Here is a 14,988-nt window from a genome sequence, read left to right on the forward strand (position 1 = left end):
GGCCGGACCGTCAGCCCACCGGGGGCTTGGGGAGGCGGCCGGAGCCGGAGACGTCGGTGCCCCACCCGATGTCGTCACCGGTGTCGTGACCGGCGTGGTACGGCGCCGCGTGGCGGCCGGCCAGGACCGGCTCGCGGGGTGCGGCGGCCTTGGGCTCGTCATCGTCGTCGCCGCTGCCGTGGTCCATCTGCGGCAGCCAGCCGAGCCACTTGGGCAGGTACCAGTTGCGGTCGCCGAGGAGGCCCATGACGGCCGGCAGCAGGATGGCGCGGATGATCGTGGCGTCCAGCAGGACCGCGACCGCGAGGCCGACGCCCATCTGCTTCATCTGCTGCATGGACAGGGTGCCGAAGACCGCGAACACCGCCACCATGATGACCGCGGCGCTGGTGACCACGCCGGCGGTGCTGCGCACGCCGTGGGCGACCGCGTCATTGGTGCTCATGCCCTTGTCGTACGCCTCGCGGATCCGGCTGACGACGAACACGTGGTAGTCCATCGAGAGGCCGAAGAGCACCACGAAGAGGAACAGCGGCAGCCACGAGGTGATCGCGCCGGGGGCGTCGGTGCCGACCAGGAAGTCGCCGTAGCCGTGCTGGAAGACCAGCGTGAGCACGCCGTACGCGGCGCCCACCGAGAGCAGGTTGAGCACGATCGCGGTGATCGCGATGTTGAGCGAGCGGAACGAGACCAGCATCAGCAGGAAGGCGAACAGGAGCACGAACCCGAACGCGATGGGGGTGGTCTTGTCCAGCTGGGCGTTGAAGTCCTCGGTGCCCGCGACGTCGCCGGTGACCGGGGCGTCGACGCCCTTGACCTTCTCCAGCGTGCCGGGGATGACGTCGCTGCGCAGCTGCTTGAGCTTCTTGACGTCGTCGCCCGGGGTGAACGGGACGCTGATGCTCATCAGGTCGGTGTGCCCCGGGTAGGTGCGCTCCTCGATCTGGTCGGTCGCGATGCCCTTGGCGATGGCCGCGTCGCGGAACGCCTGCACCGCTGCCTTGAAGTCCGCGGCGTTGATGTCCGGGGCCTTGACCACGACGACCTGGGGGGACGGGCCGCCGGGGAACTTCGCGTTGATCTCCTTGTAGGTCTGGACGATGGGCTCGTTCTTGGGGAGTTCCTTGTCCAGCGGCAGCAGCGACTTCTTCATGTCGAAGGCCGGGATGGTGAGGGCGATCAGCAGGCCGCCGGCCACCAGGGTCCAGGCGAGCGGGCGCTTGAGCACGGTGCCGAGGATCGCGCCCCAGAACTTGCCGCCGTCCGGCGACGGGCGGCGCATGCGGCCCAGGCCCGGGATCTTGCCCGCGTCGACCTTGTCGCCGAGCATCGAGAGCAGCGCCGGGAGGACGGTGACCGAGCCGAGCATCGCGGTGAAGACGACCAGAATGGTGCCCAGCGCCATGGACTGGAACTGGTCCAGGCCGGTGAGCAGCATGCCGGCCATGGCGACCATGACGGTGATGCCGGAGATGAGGACCGAGCGGCCGGAGGTCGCGGCGGCGATCTCCAGGGCGCGCTCCGGGTCGCGGCCCTTGGCGCGCTCCTCGCGCTCGCGGCGGATGTAGAAGAGGCAGTAGTCGACGCCGACCGCGAGGCCGATCAGCAGCATCACGGACATCGTGACCTCGCTGGTCGGGATGATCCGGGTGGCCAGCGCGAGGAGGCCGATGCCGGCCGCGATGAAGGCGGTCAGCGCGAGCACGACGGGCAGCAGGGCCGCGACGATGGCGCCGAAGGCGATGAGCAGGATGCCCAGCGCGAGCGGGACCGCGGTCCATTCGGCGGTCTTGAAGTCCTTGCCGATGGTGTCGCTGAACCACTTCTCGGAGGTCGCGTCGCCGAGCTGCGCGACCTTGACCTCGGGGTGCGCCGCCTTGCCGGCCGCGATGGCGTCCATGATCGGGTCGAGCTGGTCGACCGCGTCGTCCGGCTTGCCGATGATGTCGAACTGCGCGAGGGCGGCGGTGCCGTCCTCGGAGATCGCGCCTTCGACCTTCGGGTCGTAGGGCGAGCGGATGTTCTCGACCTTGCCGCTGGCCTGGAGGCGGCCCAGGATGTCGGCGACCGCGGCCTTGACGGCCGGGTCGTCGGCGCGCTTGCCGGCGGTGCTGGTGACCAGCAGCATCTCGCTTGCCGGGTCCTCGACCTCGGCCTTCTCGATGATCTTCTCGGCGCGGCCGGCCTCGCCGGGCGTCATGTCGCCTTCGGACAGTTCCTTGGAACCGGCCATGCTGCCGATGACCACCGACAGGACCACGAAGAGCAGCCAGGCGAGCACTGCGGTCTTCCGGTTTCGTGCGCTCCAACCGCCCATCGAGGCGGCGAGATTGCGCCTGCGTGCCATGGGTTCGTTCTCCTTCGTCGCGTGTGCGTACGCGGCGGAACCGCCCCGAGTCGGTGGTTCCCGTGCTGTCGGTACGACGCTACGAGTGCGGGGCGAACGGACCCATCCGGCGGCCTGCCGTATCGCGCGGGTGTGGGCGCCCGTACCGGTGGTAGGGCTAACCCCACCCCCGGGACGGCGCGGCTGCGCCGGTGAGCCGACCCGTGGCGTCGGCCAAGAACCTACGGCGGCAAGATCGTTCGATGCATACCGAGTAGCCACAATGCGCGAATTGCCCGGTGGGCGCGGATATCAGAACCCCGCCCGGAGTTGCCCTGATACCAAGTCAATTCGCGTGAGCAGCAAGGAAGTTGACGAAGCCACCGCGGAACGGCGGAGCGGCGGCCGCAGGAAAGCGACGGGGCGACGACGAGCGTCCGGGCAATGGGCGCGCTGCGGATCCGGTGCTCGCCCGACCGCGGTCATGCCTCGGCGTGCGTGCCGGGCGGCTCGGAGCGCGGTCGACGCGCCCGGGCGCAGGCGGAGGAGGCCGAGCTGCAGCGGGGCGTGCCGGGCACAGAGCACTCCACGCTGCCGGGGGCGTGCGTGCATCCTTCGCCGCGTCCGCGGCTTCGGGCCGGGGTCAGCTGATGAGCGTGGCCAGGATGGCGATGGCGCCGGTGATGAGGAGCATCGCGCCGAGGATGGCGAGCATGGCCTTGCCGGCCGGCTTGTCCGGGTCCGGCGGGGCCAGCACCGGGACGAAGACGTCCTCGCCCTGGGCGGCGCGGTCCGCGGCCGCGGCGTCCGCGCGGGCCTTGTGCGCCTCGGCCTCGACGGCGCGGGCCTGCTCCTCGCGGGCCTTGCGGGCCGCGACGGCACGGGCGTACCGCTCCTTGGAGGACTCGCCCTTGCCGGGCCCGGGCTGCGACGGTGATGCGGACATGGAACGAGTCTCGCAGACGCCCGCGGGCGCTTTGCCCCGGGTCGGGAGCTTGTCCCCCGGCTGTGCAACGCCTGAGGGCCGGCGGCCGCGCGGAGTGCGGTCGTCGGCCCTCAGGCGGAACGTCGGAAGATCAGGCGCCCATGGCGTGCAGGCCGCCGTCGACGTGCACGACCTCGCCCGTGGTCTTGGGGAACCAGTCGGACAGCAGGCCGACCACGCCGCGCGCGGCGGGCTCGGGGTCATTGAGGTCCCAACCCAGCGGGGCCTTCTCGTTCCAGACGCCCTCGAACGCGTCGAAGCCGGGGATCGAGCGGGCCGCCATGGTCTTGACCGGGCCGGCCGAGACGAGGTTGACGCGCACGTTCTGGTCGCCGAGGTACTTGGCGAGGTAGCGCGAGGTGGCCTCGAGGCCGGCCTTCGCGACGCCCATCCAGTCGTAGCCGGGCCACGCGACCTGCGCGTCGAAGTCCAGGCCGACGACCGACAGCGAGCCGTCCTTCGGCTTGAGCGGCAGGGTCGCCATGGTGAGCGACTTCAGCGAGAACGCCGAGACCTGCACTGCGGTGGAGACGTCCTCGTACTTGGTATTAAGGAAGTTGCCGCCGAGCGCGTCCTGCGGGCCGAAGGCGATCGAGTGCACGACGCCGTCGATGCCGTCCACGTGCTGGCGCACGTTCTCGGCGAGCGCGTCGAGGTGCTCCTGGTTCGTCACGTCCAGCTCGATGACCGGCGCGGGCTTGGGCAGCCGGCCCGCGATGCGGTTGACCAGTGAGAGGCGGCCGAAGCCGGTGAGGACGACCTCGGCGCCTTCCTCCTGCGCGAGGCGCGCGACGTGGAAGGCGATCGAGGCGTCCGTCAGGACGCCGGTGACGAGAATGCGCTTGCCGGCCAGAAGGTCGCCCATGCGTCAGTGCCCCATTCCAAGTCCGCCGTCCACGGGGATGACGGCTCCGGTGATGTACGACGCGGCGTCCGAGGCCAGGAAGCGGACCACGCCCGCGACCTCCTCGGTGCTCGCGTAGCGGCCCAGCGGCACCTGGGCCAGGATCTCGGCCTTGCGGGCCTCGCCGAGCACCTCGGTCATCGCGGTGTCCACGAATCCGGGTGCCACCACGTTGGTGGTGATGTTGCGCGACCCCAGCTCGCGGGCCAGCGACCGGGCGAAGCCGACCAGGCCCGCCTTGGAGGCCGCGTAGTTGGCCTGGCCGGCCGAGCCGAGCAGTCCGACGACCGACGAGATGAGGACGATGCGGCCCTTCTTGGCGCGCAGCATGCCCTTGCTGGCCCGCTTGACCACGCGGAAGGTGCCGGTGAGGTTGGTGTCGATCACCTGCGCGAAGTCGTCTTCGCTCATGCGCAGGAGCAGGGTGTCCTTGGTGATGCCGGCGTTGGCGACCAGGACCTCGACGGCACCCTGGTGGGCCTCGACCTCCTTGAACGCCTGCTCGACCTGCTCGGGGTCGGTGATGTCGCAGCGGACGCCGAACAGTCCTTCGGGCGCTTCCCCGGAGCGCGAGGTGACCGCGACCTTGTCGCCCTCGGCGGCGAAGGCCCGCGCGATCGCCAGGCCGATGCCTCGGTTGCCTCCGGTGACCAGTACGGACCGGCTCAACGGATCACTCCTCATAGATAGAGCCCAACGGTCCGTCGACCGTATCGGTCTACCGCGCGGTACGTGGAATCGCCCTCGACAAGAAGATCGGGGCCGCTCCTGTGGGAAGTCGCCAACCGCTCCGTACCTGCTCGGCACCTGTTCCAGACCTGCTCTGCGCCTGTAGCAGGGACGGTCCGAAGCCACGCGATACCGCGCGCCGCGGGCAAATCCACCGGTGCCGCGGTGCCGCCCCGTGATTGACTGCCGAACAGCGCGTGACCTGGATCCAGGCAGCAGCAGTAGCAGCAGAAAGACAGGTGAGCAGACCCGTGCCGCACCCGATCGATCCGGCCTTCGAGGCGTATCCGCTGCGCCGGCTGGCCGATGCCGCCCTCGGGCGGGCCCGCGAACTGGGCGTCGCCCACGCGGACTTCCGCCTCGAGAGAATCCGCGATGCGCATGTGAGGCTGCGCGACGGGCGCACCGAGGCCGCCCTGGACTCCACCGATGTCGGGTTCGCGGTGCGCGTCGTGCACGAGGGCGCGTGGGGTTTCGCGGCAGGCGTCGACCTGACCGTGGACGCCGCGGTGCGGGTCGCCGAGGAGGCCGTCGCGGTCGCCCGGGTCTCGCGCTCGATCGCCGACGCGTCGGGTTCGGACGAGCGGGTCGAGCTGGCCCCGGAGCCGGTGTACGCGGACGCGGTGTGGGTCTCGGCGTACGAGGTGAACCCGTTCGAGGTGCCCGAGGCCGAGCGCATCGCGCTGCTCGCGCAGTGGAGCCGGGACCTGCTCGCGGCGGACGGCGTGGACCACGTCGACGCGTCGCTCATGGCGGTCCAGGAGAACAAGTTCTATGCGGACACCGCAGGCACCTCGACTACGCAGCAGCGGGTCCGGCTGCACCCCCAGTTGACCGCGATGGCGGTGAACGGCGGCGCGTTCGAGTCGATGCGCACGCTGGCGCCGCCGGTCGGCCGCGGCTGGGAGTACCTGACCGGGACCGGCTGGGACTGGAAGGCCGAACTGGCCGAGCTGCCCTCGCTGCTGGCCGAGCGGGTGGCCGCGCCGTCGGTCGAGGCGGGCACGTACGACCTGGTCATCGATCCCGGCAACCTGTGGCTGACGATCCACGAGTCGATCGGGCACGCCACCGAGCTGGACCGGGCGCTGGGCTACGAGGCGGCGTACGCGGGCACGTCGTTCGCGACGTTCGACAAGCTGAACACCCTCAAGTACGGCTCGGAGATCATGCAGGTGACCGGCGACCGCACCGCGGAGCACGGCCTGGCCACCATCGGGTACGACGACGAGGGCGTCGCGACGCAGAGCTGGGACCTGGTCAAGGACGGCGTGCTGGTGGGCTACCAGCTGGACCGCAACATGGCCCGCATGCAGGGCTTCGGCCGGTCCAACGGCTGCGCGTTCGCGGACTCCCCCGCGCACGTGCCGGTGCAGCGGATGGCGAACGTCTCGCTGAAGCCGGCCGCCGAGGACCGCTCGACCGCGGATCTGATCGGCGGGGTGGAGCGCGGGCTGTACATCATGGGCGACAAGTCGTGGTCCATCGACATGCAGCGCTACAACTTCCAGTTCACCGGGCAGCGCGCGTACCGCATCGAGAACGGCAAACTGGCCGGGCAGGTCAAGGACTTCGCCTACCAGGCCACCACGACGGACTTCTGGGGCTCGATGGAGGCGCTCGGCGGACCGTCGACGTACGTCTTCGGCGGCGCGTTCAACTGCGGCAAGGCGCAGCCCGGCCAGGTCGCCGCGGTGGGCCACGGCTGCCCCTCGGCGCTGTTCCGCGGCGTGCGGGTGCTCAACACGGTGCAGGAGGCCGGACGATGACGCAGGGGACCCAGGGGACGCACGGCACGGGTGCGGTGACCGCGCCGGGCGAGATCGTGGAGCGGGCGCTCGCGCTGTCGCAGGCGGACGGCTGCGTGGTGATCGCGCAGGAGAGCACCACCGCGAACCTGCGCTGGGCGGGCAACTCGCTGACCACGAACGGCCTCACGCAGGGCCGCCAGGTCTCGGTGGTGGCGACCGTGGACGGTGCCGAGGGCACCGCGTCGGGCGTGGTCTCGCGCAGCGGGGTGACGGTCGACCAGCTGGAGGAGCTGGTGCGGGCGGCCGAGGCGGCGGCGCGGCAGGCCGGTCCGGCCGAGGACGCCAATCCGCTGGTGTCCGGCACCGGGTTCGCGGCGGGCTTCGGGGACGCCCCGGCGCGCACCTCGATCGAGGTGTTCAAGGACTTCGCACCGGCGCTCGGCGAGGCGTTCGCCCGCGCCCGGGCCGGGGGCCGCAAGCTGTACGGCTTCGCGTCGCACGAGATGACGTCGACGTACGTGGGCAACTCCGCGGGCCTGCGGGCCCGGCACGACCAGCCCACCGGCACCTTCGAGTTGAACGCCAAGTCGGCGGACATGGCCCGCTCGGCGTGGCACGGCATCGCGACGCGCGACTTCGCGGACGTGGACGTGGCGGCCGCCGAGGCGGAGCTGGAGCAGCGCATCGGATGGGCCGCGCGGCAGGTGGACCTGCCCGCGGGCAGGTACGAGACGCTGCTGCCGCCGAGTGCGGTGGCGGACCTGATGATCTATCTGGCGTGGTCGGCTGGGGCGCGCGACGCACACGAGGGCCGCACGGTGTTCAGCAAGCCGGGCGGCGGCACGCGGGTCGGCGAGAAGCTCGCCACGCTGCCGCTGACCCTGCGCAGCGACCCGGCGTACCCGGGGCTGGCGTGTGCGCCGTTCTCGATGGCGCTGGCGTCGGGCGACACGTCGTCGGTGTTCGACAACGGGCTGCCGCTCGCGCCGACGTCGTGGATCGCGGACGGGGTGCTGGCCGCGCTGCCGGCCAGCCGGCACTCGGCGAAGCTGGCCGGGCTGCCCGCGGCGCCGGACGTGGACAACCTGGTGCTGGAAAGCGCGGGCGCGGACCGGTCGCTCGCGGATATGGTCGCCTCCACGAAGCGCGGCCTGCTGCTGACCTGCCTGTGGTACATCCGCGAGGTGGACCCGCAGACCCTGCTGCTGACCGGCCTCACGCGCGACGGGGTCTACCTGGTCGAGGACGGCGAGGTCGTCGGCGCGGTCAACAACTACCGCTTCAACGAGTCCCCGGTGGACCTGCTCGGCCGGGTGACCGAGGCGGGCCGCACCGAGCGGACCATGCCGCGCGAGTGGGGCGACTACTTCTCGCGGGCGGCGATGCCGCCGATCCGCGTACCGGACTTCAACATGAGTTCGGTGAGCCAGGCGTCGTAGCGCCGGTCGTCCCGACCGACGGCGGCGCCGGTTCCCGGACCTTCGCGTCGAGGAGGCGCATGGACGAAAAACGCCAGGTCAAGGTGTCGAAATACCTGTCGAGGGCGCTCCGGCACCAGCCGGAGCGCCTCGGCATCGCTCTTGACCCCGCCGGCTGGGCGGACATCGGGGAGCTGCTCGCGGCGTGTGCCGCGCGCGGCTTCGAGGTGACCCGCGCGGAGCTCGACCTGGTGGTCGAGCGCAGTGACAAGCAGCGGTTCGCGCTGTCCGAGGACGGGCTGCGGATCCGCGCGAACCAGGGGCACACGGTCGCGGTCGAGCTGGGCCTGCCGCCCGCCGATCCGCCGGAGGAGCTGTTCCACGGGACGGCGGGCCGGGTGGTGGACACGATCCTCGCCGAGGGCCTCAAGGCGATGGACCGGCACGACGTGCACTTGTCGCCGGACGCGGACACGGCGCGCCGGGTCGGCGCGCGGCGCGGGCGGCCGGTGGTGCTGGTGGTCGAGTCGGGCCGCATGCACCGCGACGGGCACGTGTTCCGGGTGTCCGCCAACGGGGTGTGGCTGGTGGCCGCGGTCCCTGCGGAGTACGTGCGCCGGGAGTCGTGAGCCGCCGGATGCGCGGCAGGGGCCGGGGCTGGGCCGTCCGTGGGACAACACGGGGCAAAGCCCGGGCCCCGGTCTCGTTCCGCCCCGGAGCCGGGCGTACCGTGGAAGTGAGGCGGCCGACGGCACGGCGGCGGCGGGACAAGGGGTGCTGGTGAATCGCGAGCATGGCGCCAAGGCACCGGTCTTCGAGATCAGCGGTGCGCGCAAGAGCCTGACCGAGGACGTGCGCGGACGGCAGCGCCGCTATGTGCTGTCGATGTCGATCCGCACGGTGTGCTTCCTGCTCGCGGTGGTGCTCAGCGGGCCGCTGCGCTGGGTGATGCTGGCGGGTGCGGTGCTGCTGCCGTACGTCGCGGTGGTCGTCGCGAACGGCGGGCGCAGCAAGGCGGGTGACGCGCCGCTTTCGCAGGTGGTGCCGCCGCAGGCGCACCGGGCTATCGAGGCGCCGCCCGAGGCGGTGCTCACCAGTGCTGAGCGGCACGACATCAAGGTGACGCCGGAGGACGCGTGGATCGTGCCGGACGACGCGGACCCGGGCGCGGCGAAGTCGGCCGGGCACGGCGGCGTGTGGGTCACCACGGTGGCCGGGACGGCCGAGCACGTGGTGCGCGATGCGCCGGGCCAGGGCCGCGCGGAAGCCGGTCCGGAGGGGCCTGCGAAGCCGGCCCCCGGTACAGCTGACGGTCCGCCAGAAGGTAACCGTCAGTAAGTCGTTGCGGCCTGCGGCGGGCCCGCCGCAGGGGGTCGGGAAGACGTGCGCAAAATCGCCCCTGACGCGTTCGCGGATGGGGCTTCACGTCGGGCGCGGACGTGCCATACTTCAAAACGTGCTCCGTATCCCCCGTCGGAGCGACCGACGCGATGCCGGGCGGCTCCCCCCGTGGCTGCCCGGCATCGCCCGTGTCCGGGCCCGTTGCGCCGGTGCCGGTGTCCTGCCCCGGTCATCACGCAGCGCAGCGGAACCGGGCTTTCCCGCCGCGGCGTTCCCGGTCGGGGCAGCCGCAGGCCGGGGCGGCGATGCGGACTTGCGATACTGAGGGCATGTTTCCCACCGAAGAACCGGCGCAGCCGATCTGCTCGGCCAAGGGCTGCCGTGCGGAGCCGGATTACGTCCTGGTCTGGAACAACCCGAAGTTGCACACCCCGGACCGCCGCAAGACGTGGCTGGCCTGCGGTGAACACCGGGAGCACCTGGGGCAGTTCCTTGCGGTGCGCGGGTTCCTGAAGGACACGGTGCCGTTCGGCGAGTGGACCGCGCAGGAGCAACAGGGACAGCAGGAGCAGCAGGGGCCGGAGCAGCAGGGCAGGCCGGACGACGGCTCGCAGGCGTAGGCAGGGGGCCGAACGCCCGGGCGGTCAGCCGCCGATGGCGGACATCGGGCGGGCGGGCTGCAGGAACGTCGGGTCGTCGATGCCGGCGCCGGCCTTCTTGGTGGCCATGGCGGCCCGCCAGCGGTCCGCGAGCTCGTCGTCGGATGCGCCGGCGCGCAAGGCGCTGCGCAGGTCCGATTCCTCGCGCGCGAAGAGGCAGTTGCGGATCTGGCCGTCGGCGGTGAGCCGGGTGCGGTCGCAGGCGCCGCAGAACGGGCGGGTGACGGTGCCGATGACGCCGACCCGGCCGGGGCCGCCGTCCACGAGCCAGCGTTCGGCGGGTGCGCTGCCGCGGGCGGTGTCGCCTTCGGGGGTGAGCCGGAAGGCGGCGGACAGGTCGCGGAGGATCTCCTCGGCGGTGACCATCTGCTCGCGCTTCCAGCCGTGCTGGGCGTCGAGCGGCATCTGCTCGATGAACCGCAGTTCGTAGCCGCGTTCCAGGCACCAGGCCAGGAGTGCGGGGGCTTCGTCGTCGTTGACGCCGCGCATGAGGACGGCGTTGACCTTGACGGGGGTGAGTCCGGCTTCGGCTGCGGCGGCCATGCCGGCCACGACGTCGTGGTGCCGGTCGCGCCGGGTGAGGGTGTGGAAGCGGGCCGGGTCGAGGGTGTCCAGCGAGACGTTGACGCGGTCCAGGCCGGCGGCCTTGAGCGTTCCGGCGAGCTTGGTGAGGCCGAGGCCGTTGGTGGTGACGGACTGCTTGGGCCGCGGTTCGAGTGCGGCGACCTGTTCGATGATGCCGGGCAGGCCGCGGCGCATGAGCGGTTCGCCGCCGGTGAACCGGACCTCGGTGACGCCGAGCCGGGTGACCGCGACGGTGATGAGCCGGACGATCTCGGCGTCGGTGAGCAGCTCGGGCTTGGGCAGCCAGTCGAGGCCTTCCGCGGGCATGCAGTACGTGCAGCGCAGGTTGCAGCGGTCGGTCAGGGACACCCGGAGGTCGGTGGCGACGCGGCCGAAGGCGTCGACGAGCCCGGTCTGCAACCCTGGCCCCGTCGTCGGCGTCTCGACTGTCATGGCGCTCTCCTCACCCCCAGGGCCGGCGTGCTTCGGCGCCGGGTCCGGCTTCGGCCCCCAGAGTACGCACGGCAGGCAAGGACGTGATCGGCGCCACCCTCCTTCGCGCAGGCGGGCCGGCCCCCGTCGCGGTACGAGCGGGCGCCCGGACGCGTTGCAGCCCGGCAGCGTGGCGTATCCCATAGCGCTGCAGGGGCCCGACCCGGTACGGCACACGGCCGTCATACGTAATGATCCTGCGGGGAGGATCCGACGTTGAATCAGACACCAGACCAGGGCCGCGGACCGGAGCCGGACAGCGGCCTGCCGGCCGGCGGGGACGCCGCATCCGGCGGCCCCCGGCACCGGGTGGGCCCGGGGCCAGCGAACCCGGCGTCGCCGAGTTATTCGGACGCCGCGCGGTACCTCGACAGCGCGTGGCAGGCGAGCAGCAGCGCGGCACCCGCGGGCAGCCCGAGCGAGCTGCCCACTCAGGTGGTGCCGATCCAGGACGTCGGCGGCGCTGCCGCGGGCCCCGGGACGGCTGCCACGGCCCCGGTGCGGGCCCCTGGGGCCTCGGGGGCCCCCGGGTCCCCGGAAGGCCCGGCAGAAGCCGCCCGCGAGGCTTCCGGGGGTTCCCGTGACTCCCGGGATTCCCGGGATTCCCATGACGGCGCCGCGGAGTTGGACCTCGGGGCGTACGCGATGGGCGCGGCCGCGGTGCCGCAGGCCGGCGGCGCGGAGGGTGCCGCGGGCGCCGCGGGCGCCTTCGCGGCGGTGCCGGGGCCGGCCGCGGACCGGAACGGGAACGGCGGGATACCCGCGGGTCCCGCCGTCGAGCACGAATCCGGCGGCCGGCGGCGCCGGCGTACCGCGGTGCTGTGGGGCGTGGTCGGCGCGGTCACGCTGGCCGGCGCGGGGCTCGCGGCGGTCAAGTTCCTGGACGGCGGTTCGTCGGGCAAGACCGCCAAGGCCGCCGACTCGACGCCTTTGCCGGTCGCCCCGCCGACCGCGGGCCCGCTGCCGTCGCCCAGCAGCGGACCGGAGAGCACGGCCTCCGCCGCGCCGACGAGGACGTCGAAGGCGCCGAGCACGGGTCCGTCCAAGGCGGGTTCGAAGTCGCCGACGAGCACCGCGTCGACCGGCAGCAAGGCTCCGGTGGACACCGACGGCGACGGCGTCAGCGACGACCCGGGGGCCCGCGACCCGGGCAAGCTCACCGCCGCGGCGTCCGCCGCGTACTCCGCGGCGAAGCAGGCGATGGCCGCCGAGGGCGTCCAGATGACGCTGACCTCGGGCAAGCGGTCGTACCAGCACCAGAAGGACCTGTGGGAGCAGGAGGTCGCGAAGACCGGCTCGTCGGCCGCGGCCCGCAACCGGGTGCTGCCGCCGGACGAGTCGTCGCATGTGGACGGCATCGCGATCGACATCAACCAGGCCGCGCAGCCGTGGATGAAGGCCAAGGGAGCGCAGTACGGCTGGTGCCAGATCTACGGGAACGAGTCGTGGCACTTCGAGTTCCGCGCGAAGTACAAGACGGAGGGCTGCCCGGCCCTCAAGCCGCACCCGTAGGCCGCACAGACTGAACGGCTGAACGGCTGAACGGCTGAACGACCGGACGGGCCGCGCGGATGCGCGGCCCGTCCGCCGTGTGTGCGGTGCCCGCGTCCGGCCCGGGTTCAGGGCTTGTACGGCAGCGACGGCACGTTCGCGCAGTTCGTGTTCATGTCCGGGACCTGGTCGACCCAGCCGCCCCGGCCGCCGTTCGCGGTGTCCTGCCAACGGACCACGTTGGTGCACCACTTGGCGGGTTCGCGGGCCTGTTCGGCGGTCTCGGGCCGGAAGTCGACGGGGATCAGCAGCCCGTGCGCGTCGTAGCCCTCGGGGCGGTTCACGAAGGCCTCGACGCAGGCGCGGGTGACGTTCGCGCCGCAGGAGGCGATGGCGTCGGCGAGCCATTGCGCGGACGCCCAGCCCTCCAGGGTCCATTGGGCCATCTTGTCCTCGCGGTCCGGGAAGTACTTCGCCATCGCGGCGCGGAACTCGGCGACGGCGGGGTGGCCGACGTCCTCGTAGGAGCGGCTGGTGCCGGTGGACTGGATGGCGTTGCGGCAGTTCGGCGAGTCGGCGAAGTCGTCGGACACTTGCGCGTTCTGGCTCTGCACCGTGGAGACCTTGGCCTGCACGCGCAGCCCGGCGCCGTCCATCGCCTTGCACAGCAGGGAGTTGCCGCGGGTGTCGATGGCGTCGAAGACGATGTCGACGCCGCGGTTCTTCATGTCCACCACGGCCGCGTCGAAGTTGGCGAGGGCGAAGTCGACTTGCTTGTCGACGACGGTGTAGCCCTCGGCTTTGAGGCCGTCCTTGATGGTCTGCGCGTAGCGCGCGGAGTCGGCCTGGTTGTACGAGACGACGGCGGCGGTGCGGGCGCCCAGCTTGTCCTTGAAGTACCGGTAGACGGCGGTGTTCTGGTAGAGCGTGCCGCCCCAGCCGATCTGGCCGTTCCGCGGCGCGCTGGAGCCGTAGAGGCTGTACAGGTGCTGGTAGGTGTCGTAGGCGTTCCCGATCGGGATGCCGCCGACGTCGGGGACGCCCTTGGAGCTGATGTACTCGGCGCCGTCGTACTTGTAGATGCTGCTGCCGGCGAGCGCGAAGACCTTCTCGTCGTCGACGAGTTTGCGGGCGCACTTCTGGTTGAGGCTGCCGACGCCCTCGTCGTCGCAGCCGACGACGGTGATCTTGCGGCCGTTGATGCCGCCCTTGTCGTTGAGGGCCTGGAAGAAGGCCTGCGCGCCGTACATGGGCGGCGAGAAGGTGTCGCCGCCGAGGATGCCGGACGCGGTGTCGAGCATGCCGATCTTGATCTCGCCCGGGGTGACGCCCACGTCGGAGGCGGTGTTCGCGGCGGGCGGGGCGGTGGCCGGCCCGGCCGGGCCCTGCACGGACTCGAAGTCGCTTTCCGGCAGCCGGGAGCCGCAGGCTCCGAGGAGGAGCGCGAGGACAGCGGCCAGGGCCGCGGCTGCGGGGGTGCGGGCTGCGCTGCGCATGGGCGGCTCCCAGGGTCGCGGACATCCCGGGGTCGTCCGGAACGTACCGGAATATGCCGAAGGCCGCGGGTACGTGCGCGGAGGTGCACGTACCCGCAGCCCTTGCCGTCTAGGACGGTGTGCCGGCGCTGCCGGTTCGGCCGCATGCGGTCGAACCGTCCGAGCCGGCCCGGTCGTACCCGGGCCGGTTCAGCGTCAGGCGGCGCAGCCGGGCGGCAGCTGCACGCCGAGGCCCTGGCCGAAGCCGCAGATGACGCTCTTGCTGACCTTCCACTTGCCGTCGACCTTGACGGCCTCGCCGGTGCGGTTCTCGTAGGCCGGCGCACCGCTGATGAGCACGTCGAAGGTGACCGCGGCCTTGTCGCCGGTGACCTTGACGTCCTTCACCTTGAGCGAGGCGGTGCCCATGACCGGGTGGGCCAGCAGGCCGTCGATCAGCGGCGCGATGGACTCGGAGTCGGTGATGAGCGCCTTGCGGTCGGCGACCGGGGTCTTCGGGTCGAACAGCGAGCCGTACGCCGCGGCGGCGGCCTTCTGGTCGGCGCTCCAGGTGGACTGGTCCACCGCACCGGCGGGCGCCGAGGACGCACCGGTCGGCTTGGCCGAGGTCGGGGCGGCGCTGCTCGGCGCGGGGGCCTGGCTGGACGGGGCGGAGGACGGGGCGGTGCTGCTGGAGCCCTTGTCGTCCTTGTCGTCGTCGCCGCAGCCGGCGAGCAGCAGGATGCCGGCGACCGGGAGAGCCGCCCACGCCATGCGACGAGTCCGTATGTTCCGCATGTGCTTTCACCATCCGTTCCCGCCGAGGGTCACTCGGCGTAGATCACAGAAGTCA

13 protein-coding genes are annotated in these 14,988 nt (G+C 72.0%); 6 read left to right on the forward strand and 7 right to left on the reverse strand.

What is annotated here, in order from left to right; genetic code table 11:
• Nucleotides 1-10: 10 nt before the first annotated feature.
• The 4 genes from LZ495_RS38010 to fabG form a co-directional block, all read right to left on the reverse strand.
• Nucleotides 11-2,347, reverse strand: a complete 2,337-nt coding sequence (locus LZ495_RS38010) for an MMPL family transporter (RefSeq protein WP_235057753.1) — start codon at nucleotides 2,345-2,347, stop codon at nucleotides 11-13.
• A gap of 622 nt (nucleotides 2,348-2,969) precedes the next feature.
• The gene (locus LZ495_RS38015; RefSeq protein WP_235057754.1) at nucleotides 2,970-3,272 is read right to left on the reverse strand and encodes a hypothetical protein; all 303 of its coding nucleotides are present in this window, start codon (nucleotides 3,270-3,272) and stop codon (nucleotides 2,970-2,972) included.
• Between the two features lie 130 nt (nucleotides 3,273-3,402).
• On the reverse strand, nucleotides 3,403-4,176 hold the full coding sequence (gene fabI / locus LZ495_RS38020; protein ID WP_235057755.1) for an enoyl-ACP reductase FabI: 774 nt from the start codon (nucleotides 4,174-4,176) through the stop codon (nucleotides 3,403-3,405).
• Between the two features lie 3 nt (nucleotides 4,177-4,179).
• Nucleotides 4,180-4,884: a 3-oxoacyl-[acyl-carrier-protein] reductase gene (fabG, locus tag LZ495_RS38025; protein ID WP_235057756.1), complete on the reverse strand. Its 705-nt coding sequence runs from the start codon at nucleotides 4,882-4,884 to the stop codon at nucleotides 4,180-4,182.
• A gap of 311 nt (nucleotides 4,885-5,195) precedes the next feature.
• Here fabG and LZ495_RS38030 point away from each other — a divergent pair, with 311 nt between their 5' ends.
• The 5 genes from LZ495_RS38030 (at nucleotide 5,196) to LZ495_RS38050 (ending at nucleotide 10,074) form a co-directional block, all read left to right on the forward strand.
• Entirely contained in the window at nucleotides 5,196-6,713 is a 1,518-nt protein-coding gene (locus LZ495_RS38030; RefSeq protein ID WP_235057818.1) for a TldD/PmbA family protein, read from the forward strand.
• Nucleotides 6,710-8,134: a metallopeptidase TldD-related protein gene (locus tag LZ495_RS38035; RefSeq protein ID WP_235057757.1), complete on the forward strand. Its 1,425-nt coding sequence runs from the start codon at nucleotides 6,710-6,712 to the stop codon at nucleotides 8,132-8,134. The genes LZ495_RS38030 and LZ495_RS38035 overlap by 4 nt, the downstream gene beginning before the upstream one ends.
• Nucleotides 8,135-8,193: 59 nt before the next feature.
• A complete protein-coding gene (locus LZ495_RS38040) occupies nucleotides 8,194-8,742 on the forward strand; it encodes an RNA 2'-phosphotransferase (protein WP_235057758.1) in 549 nt (182 codons plus the stop codon).
• 151 nt (nucleotides 8,743-8,893) lie between these two features.
• Nucleotides 8,894-9,451, forward strand: a complete 558-nt coding sequence (locus LZ495_RS45135; RefSeq protein ID WP_308268723.1) for a DUF3099 domain-containing protein — start codon at nucleotides 8,894-8,896, stop codon at nucleotides 9,449-9,451.
• Between the two features lie 332 nt (nucleotides 9,452-9,783).
• The gene (locus LZ495_RS38050) at nucleotides 9,784-10,074 is read left to right on the forward strand and encodes a hypothetical protein (protein WP_235057759.1); all 291 of its coding nucleotides are present in this window, start codon (nucleotides 9,784-9,786) and stop codon (nucleotides 10,072-10,074) included.
• Between the two features lie 24 nt (nucleotides 10,075-10,098).
• On the opposite strand, the gene moaA is transcribed toward LZ495_RS38050, so the two are convergent.
• Nucleotides 10,099-11,130, reverse strand: coding sequence for a GTP 3',8-cyclase MoaA (moaA, locus tag LZ495_RS38055; protein WP_235057760.1), 1,032 nt, complete (start codon nucleotides 11,128-11,130; stop codon nucleotides 10,099-10,101).
• A gap of 255 nt (nucleotides 11,131-11,385) precedes the next feature.
• On the opposite strand from moaA, the gene LZ495_RS38060 reads away from it, so the two are divergent.
• A complete protein-coding gene (locus LZ495_RS38060; RefSeq protein WP_235057761.1) occupies nucleotides 11,386-12,681 on the forward strand; it encodes a D-alanyl-D-alanine carboxypeptidase family protein in 1,296 nt (431 codons plus the stop codon).
• Nucleotides 12,682-12,788: 107 nt separating this feature from the next.
• On the opposite strand, the gene LZ495_RS38065 is transcribed toward LZ495_RS38060, so the two are convergent.
• Together LZ495_RS38065 and LZ495_RS38070 are read right to left on the reverse strand one after the other, a co-directional pair.
• The gene (locus LZ495_RS38065) at nucleotides 12,789-14,156 is read right to left on the reverse strand and encodes an ABC transporter substrate-binding protein (protein ID WP_235057762.1); all 1,368 of its coding nucleotides are present in this window, start codon (nucleotides 14,154-14,156) and stop codon (nucleotides 12,789-12,791) included.
• Between the two features lie 195 nt (nucleotides 14,157-14,351).
• Nucleotides 14,352-14,909 carry an MTB12 C-terminal domain-containing protein gene (locus LZ495_RS38070; protein WP_235057763.1) on the reverse strand — a complete coding sequence of 186 codons (558 nt, stop codon included), beginning with the start codon at nucleotides 14,907-14,909 and terminating at the stop codon, nucleotides 14,352-14,354.
• Between the last annotated feature and the right edge of the window lie 79 nt (nucleotides 14,910-14,988).

It is taken from the genome of Yinghuangia soli, from assembly GCF_021502675.1.
In the GTDB taxonomy this organism is placed as follows: domain Bacteria; phylum Actinomycetota; class Actinomycetes; order Streptomycetales; family Streptomycetaceae; genus Yinghuangia; species Yinghuangia soli.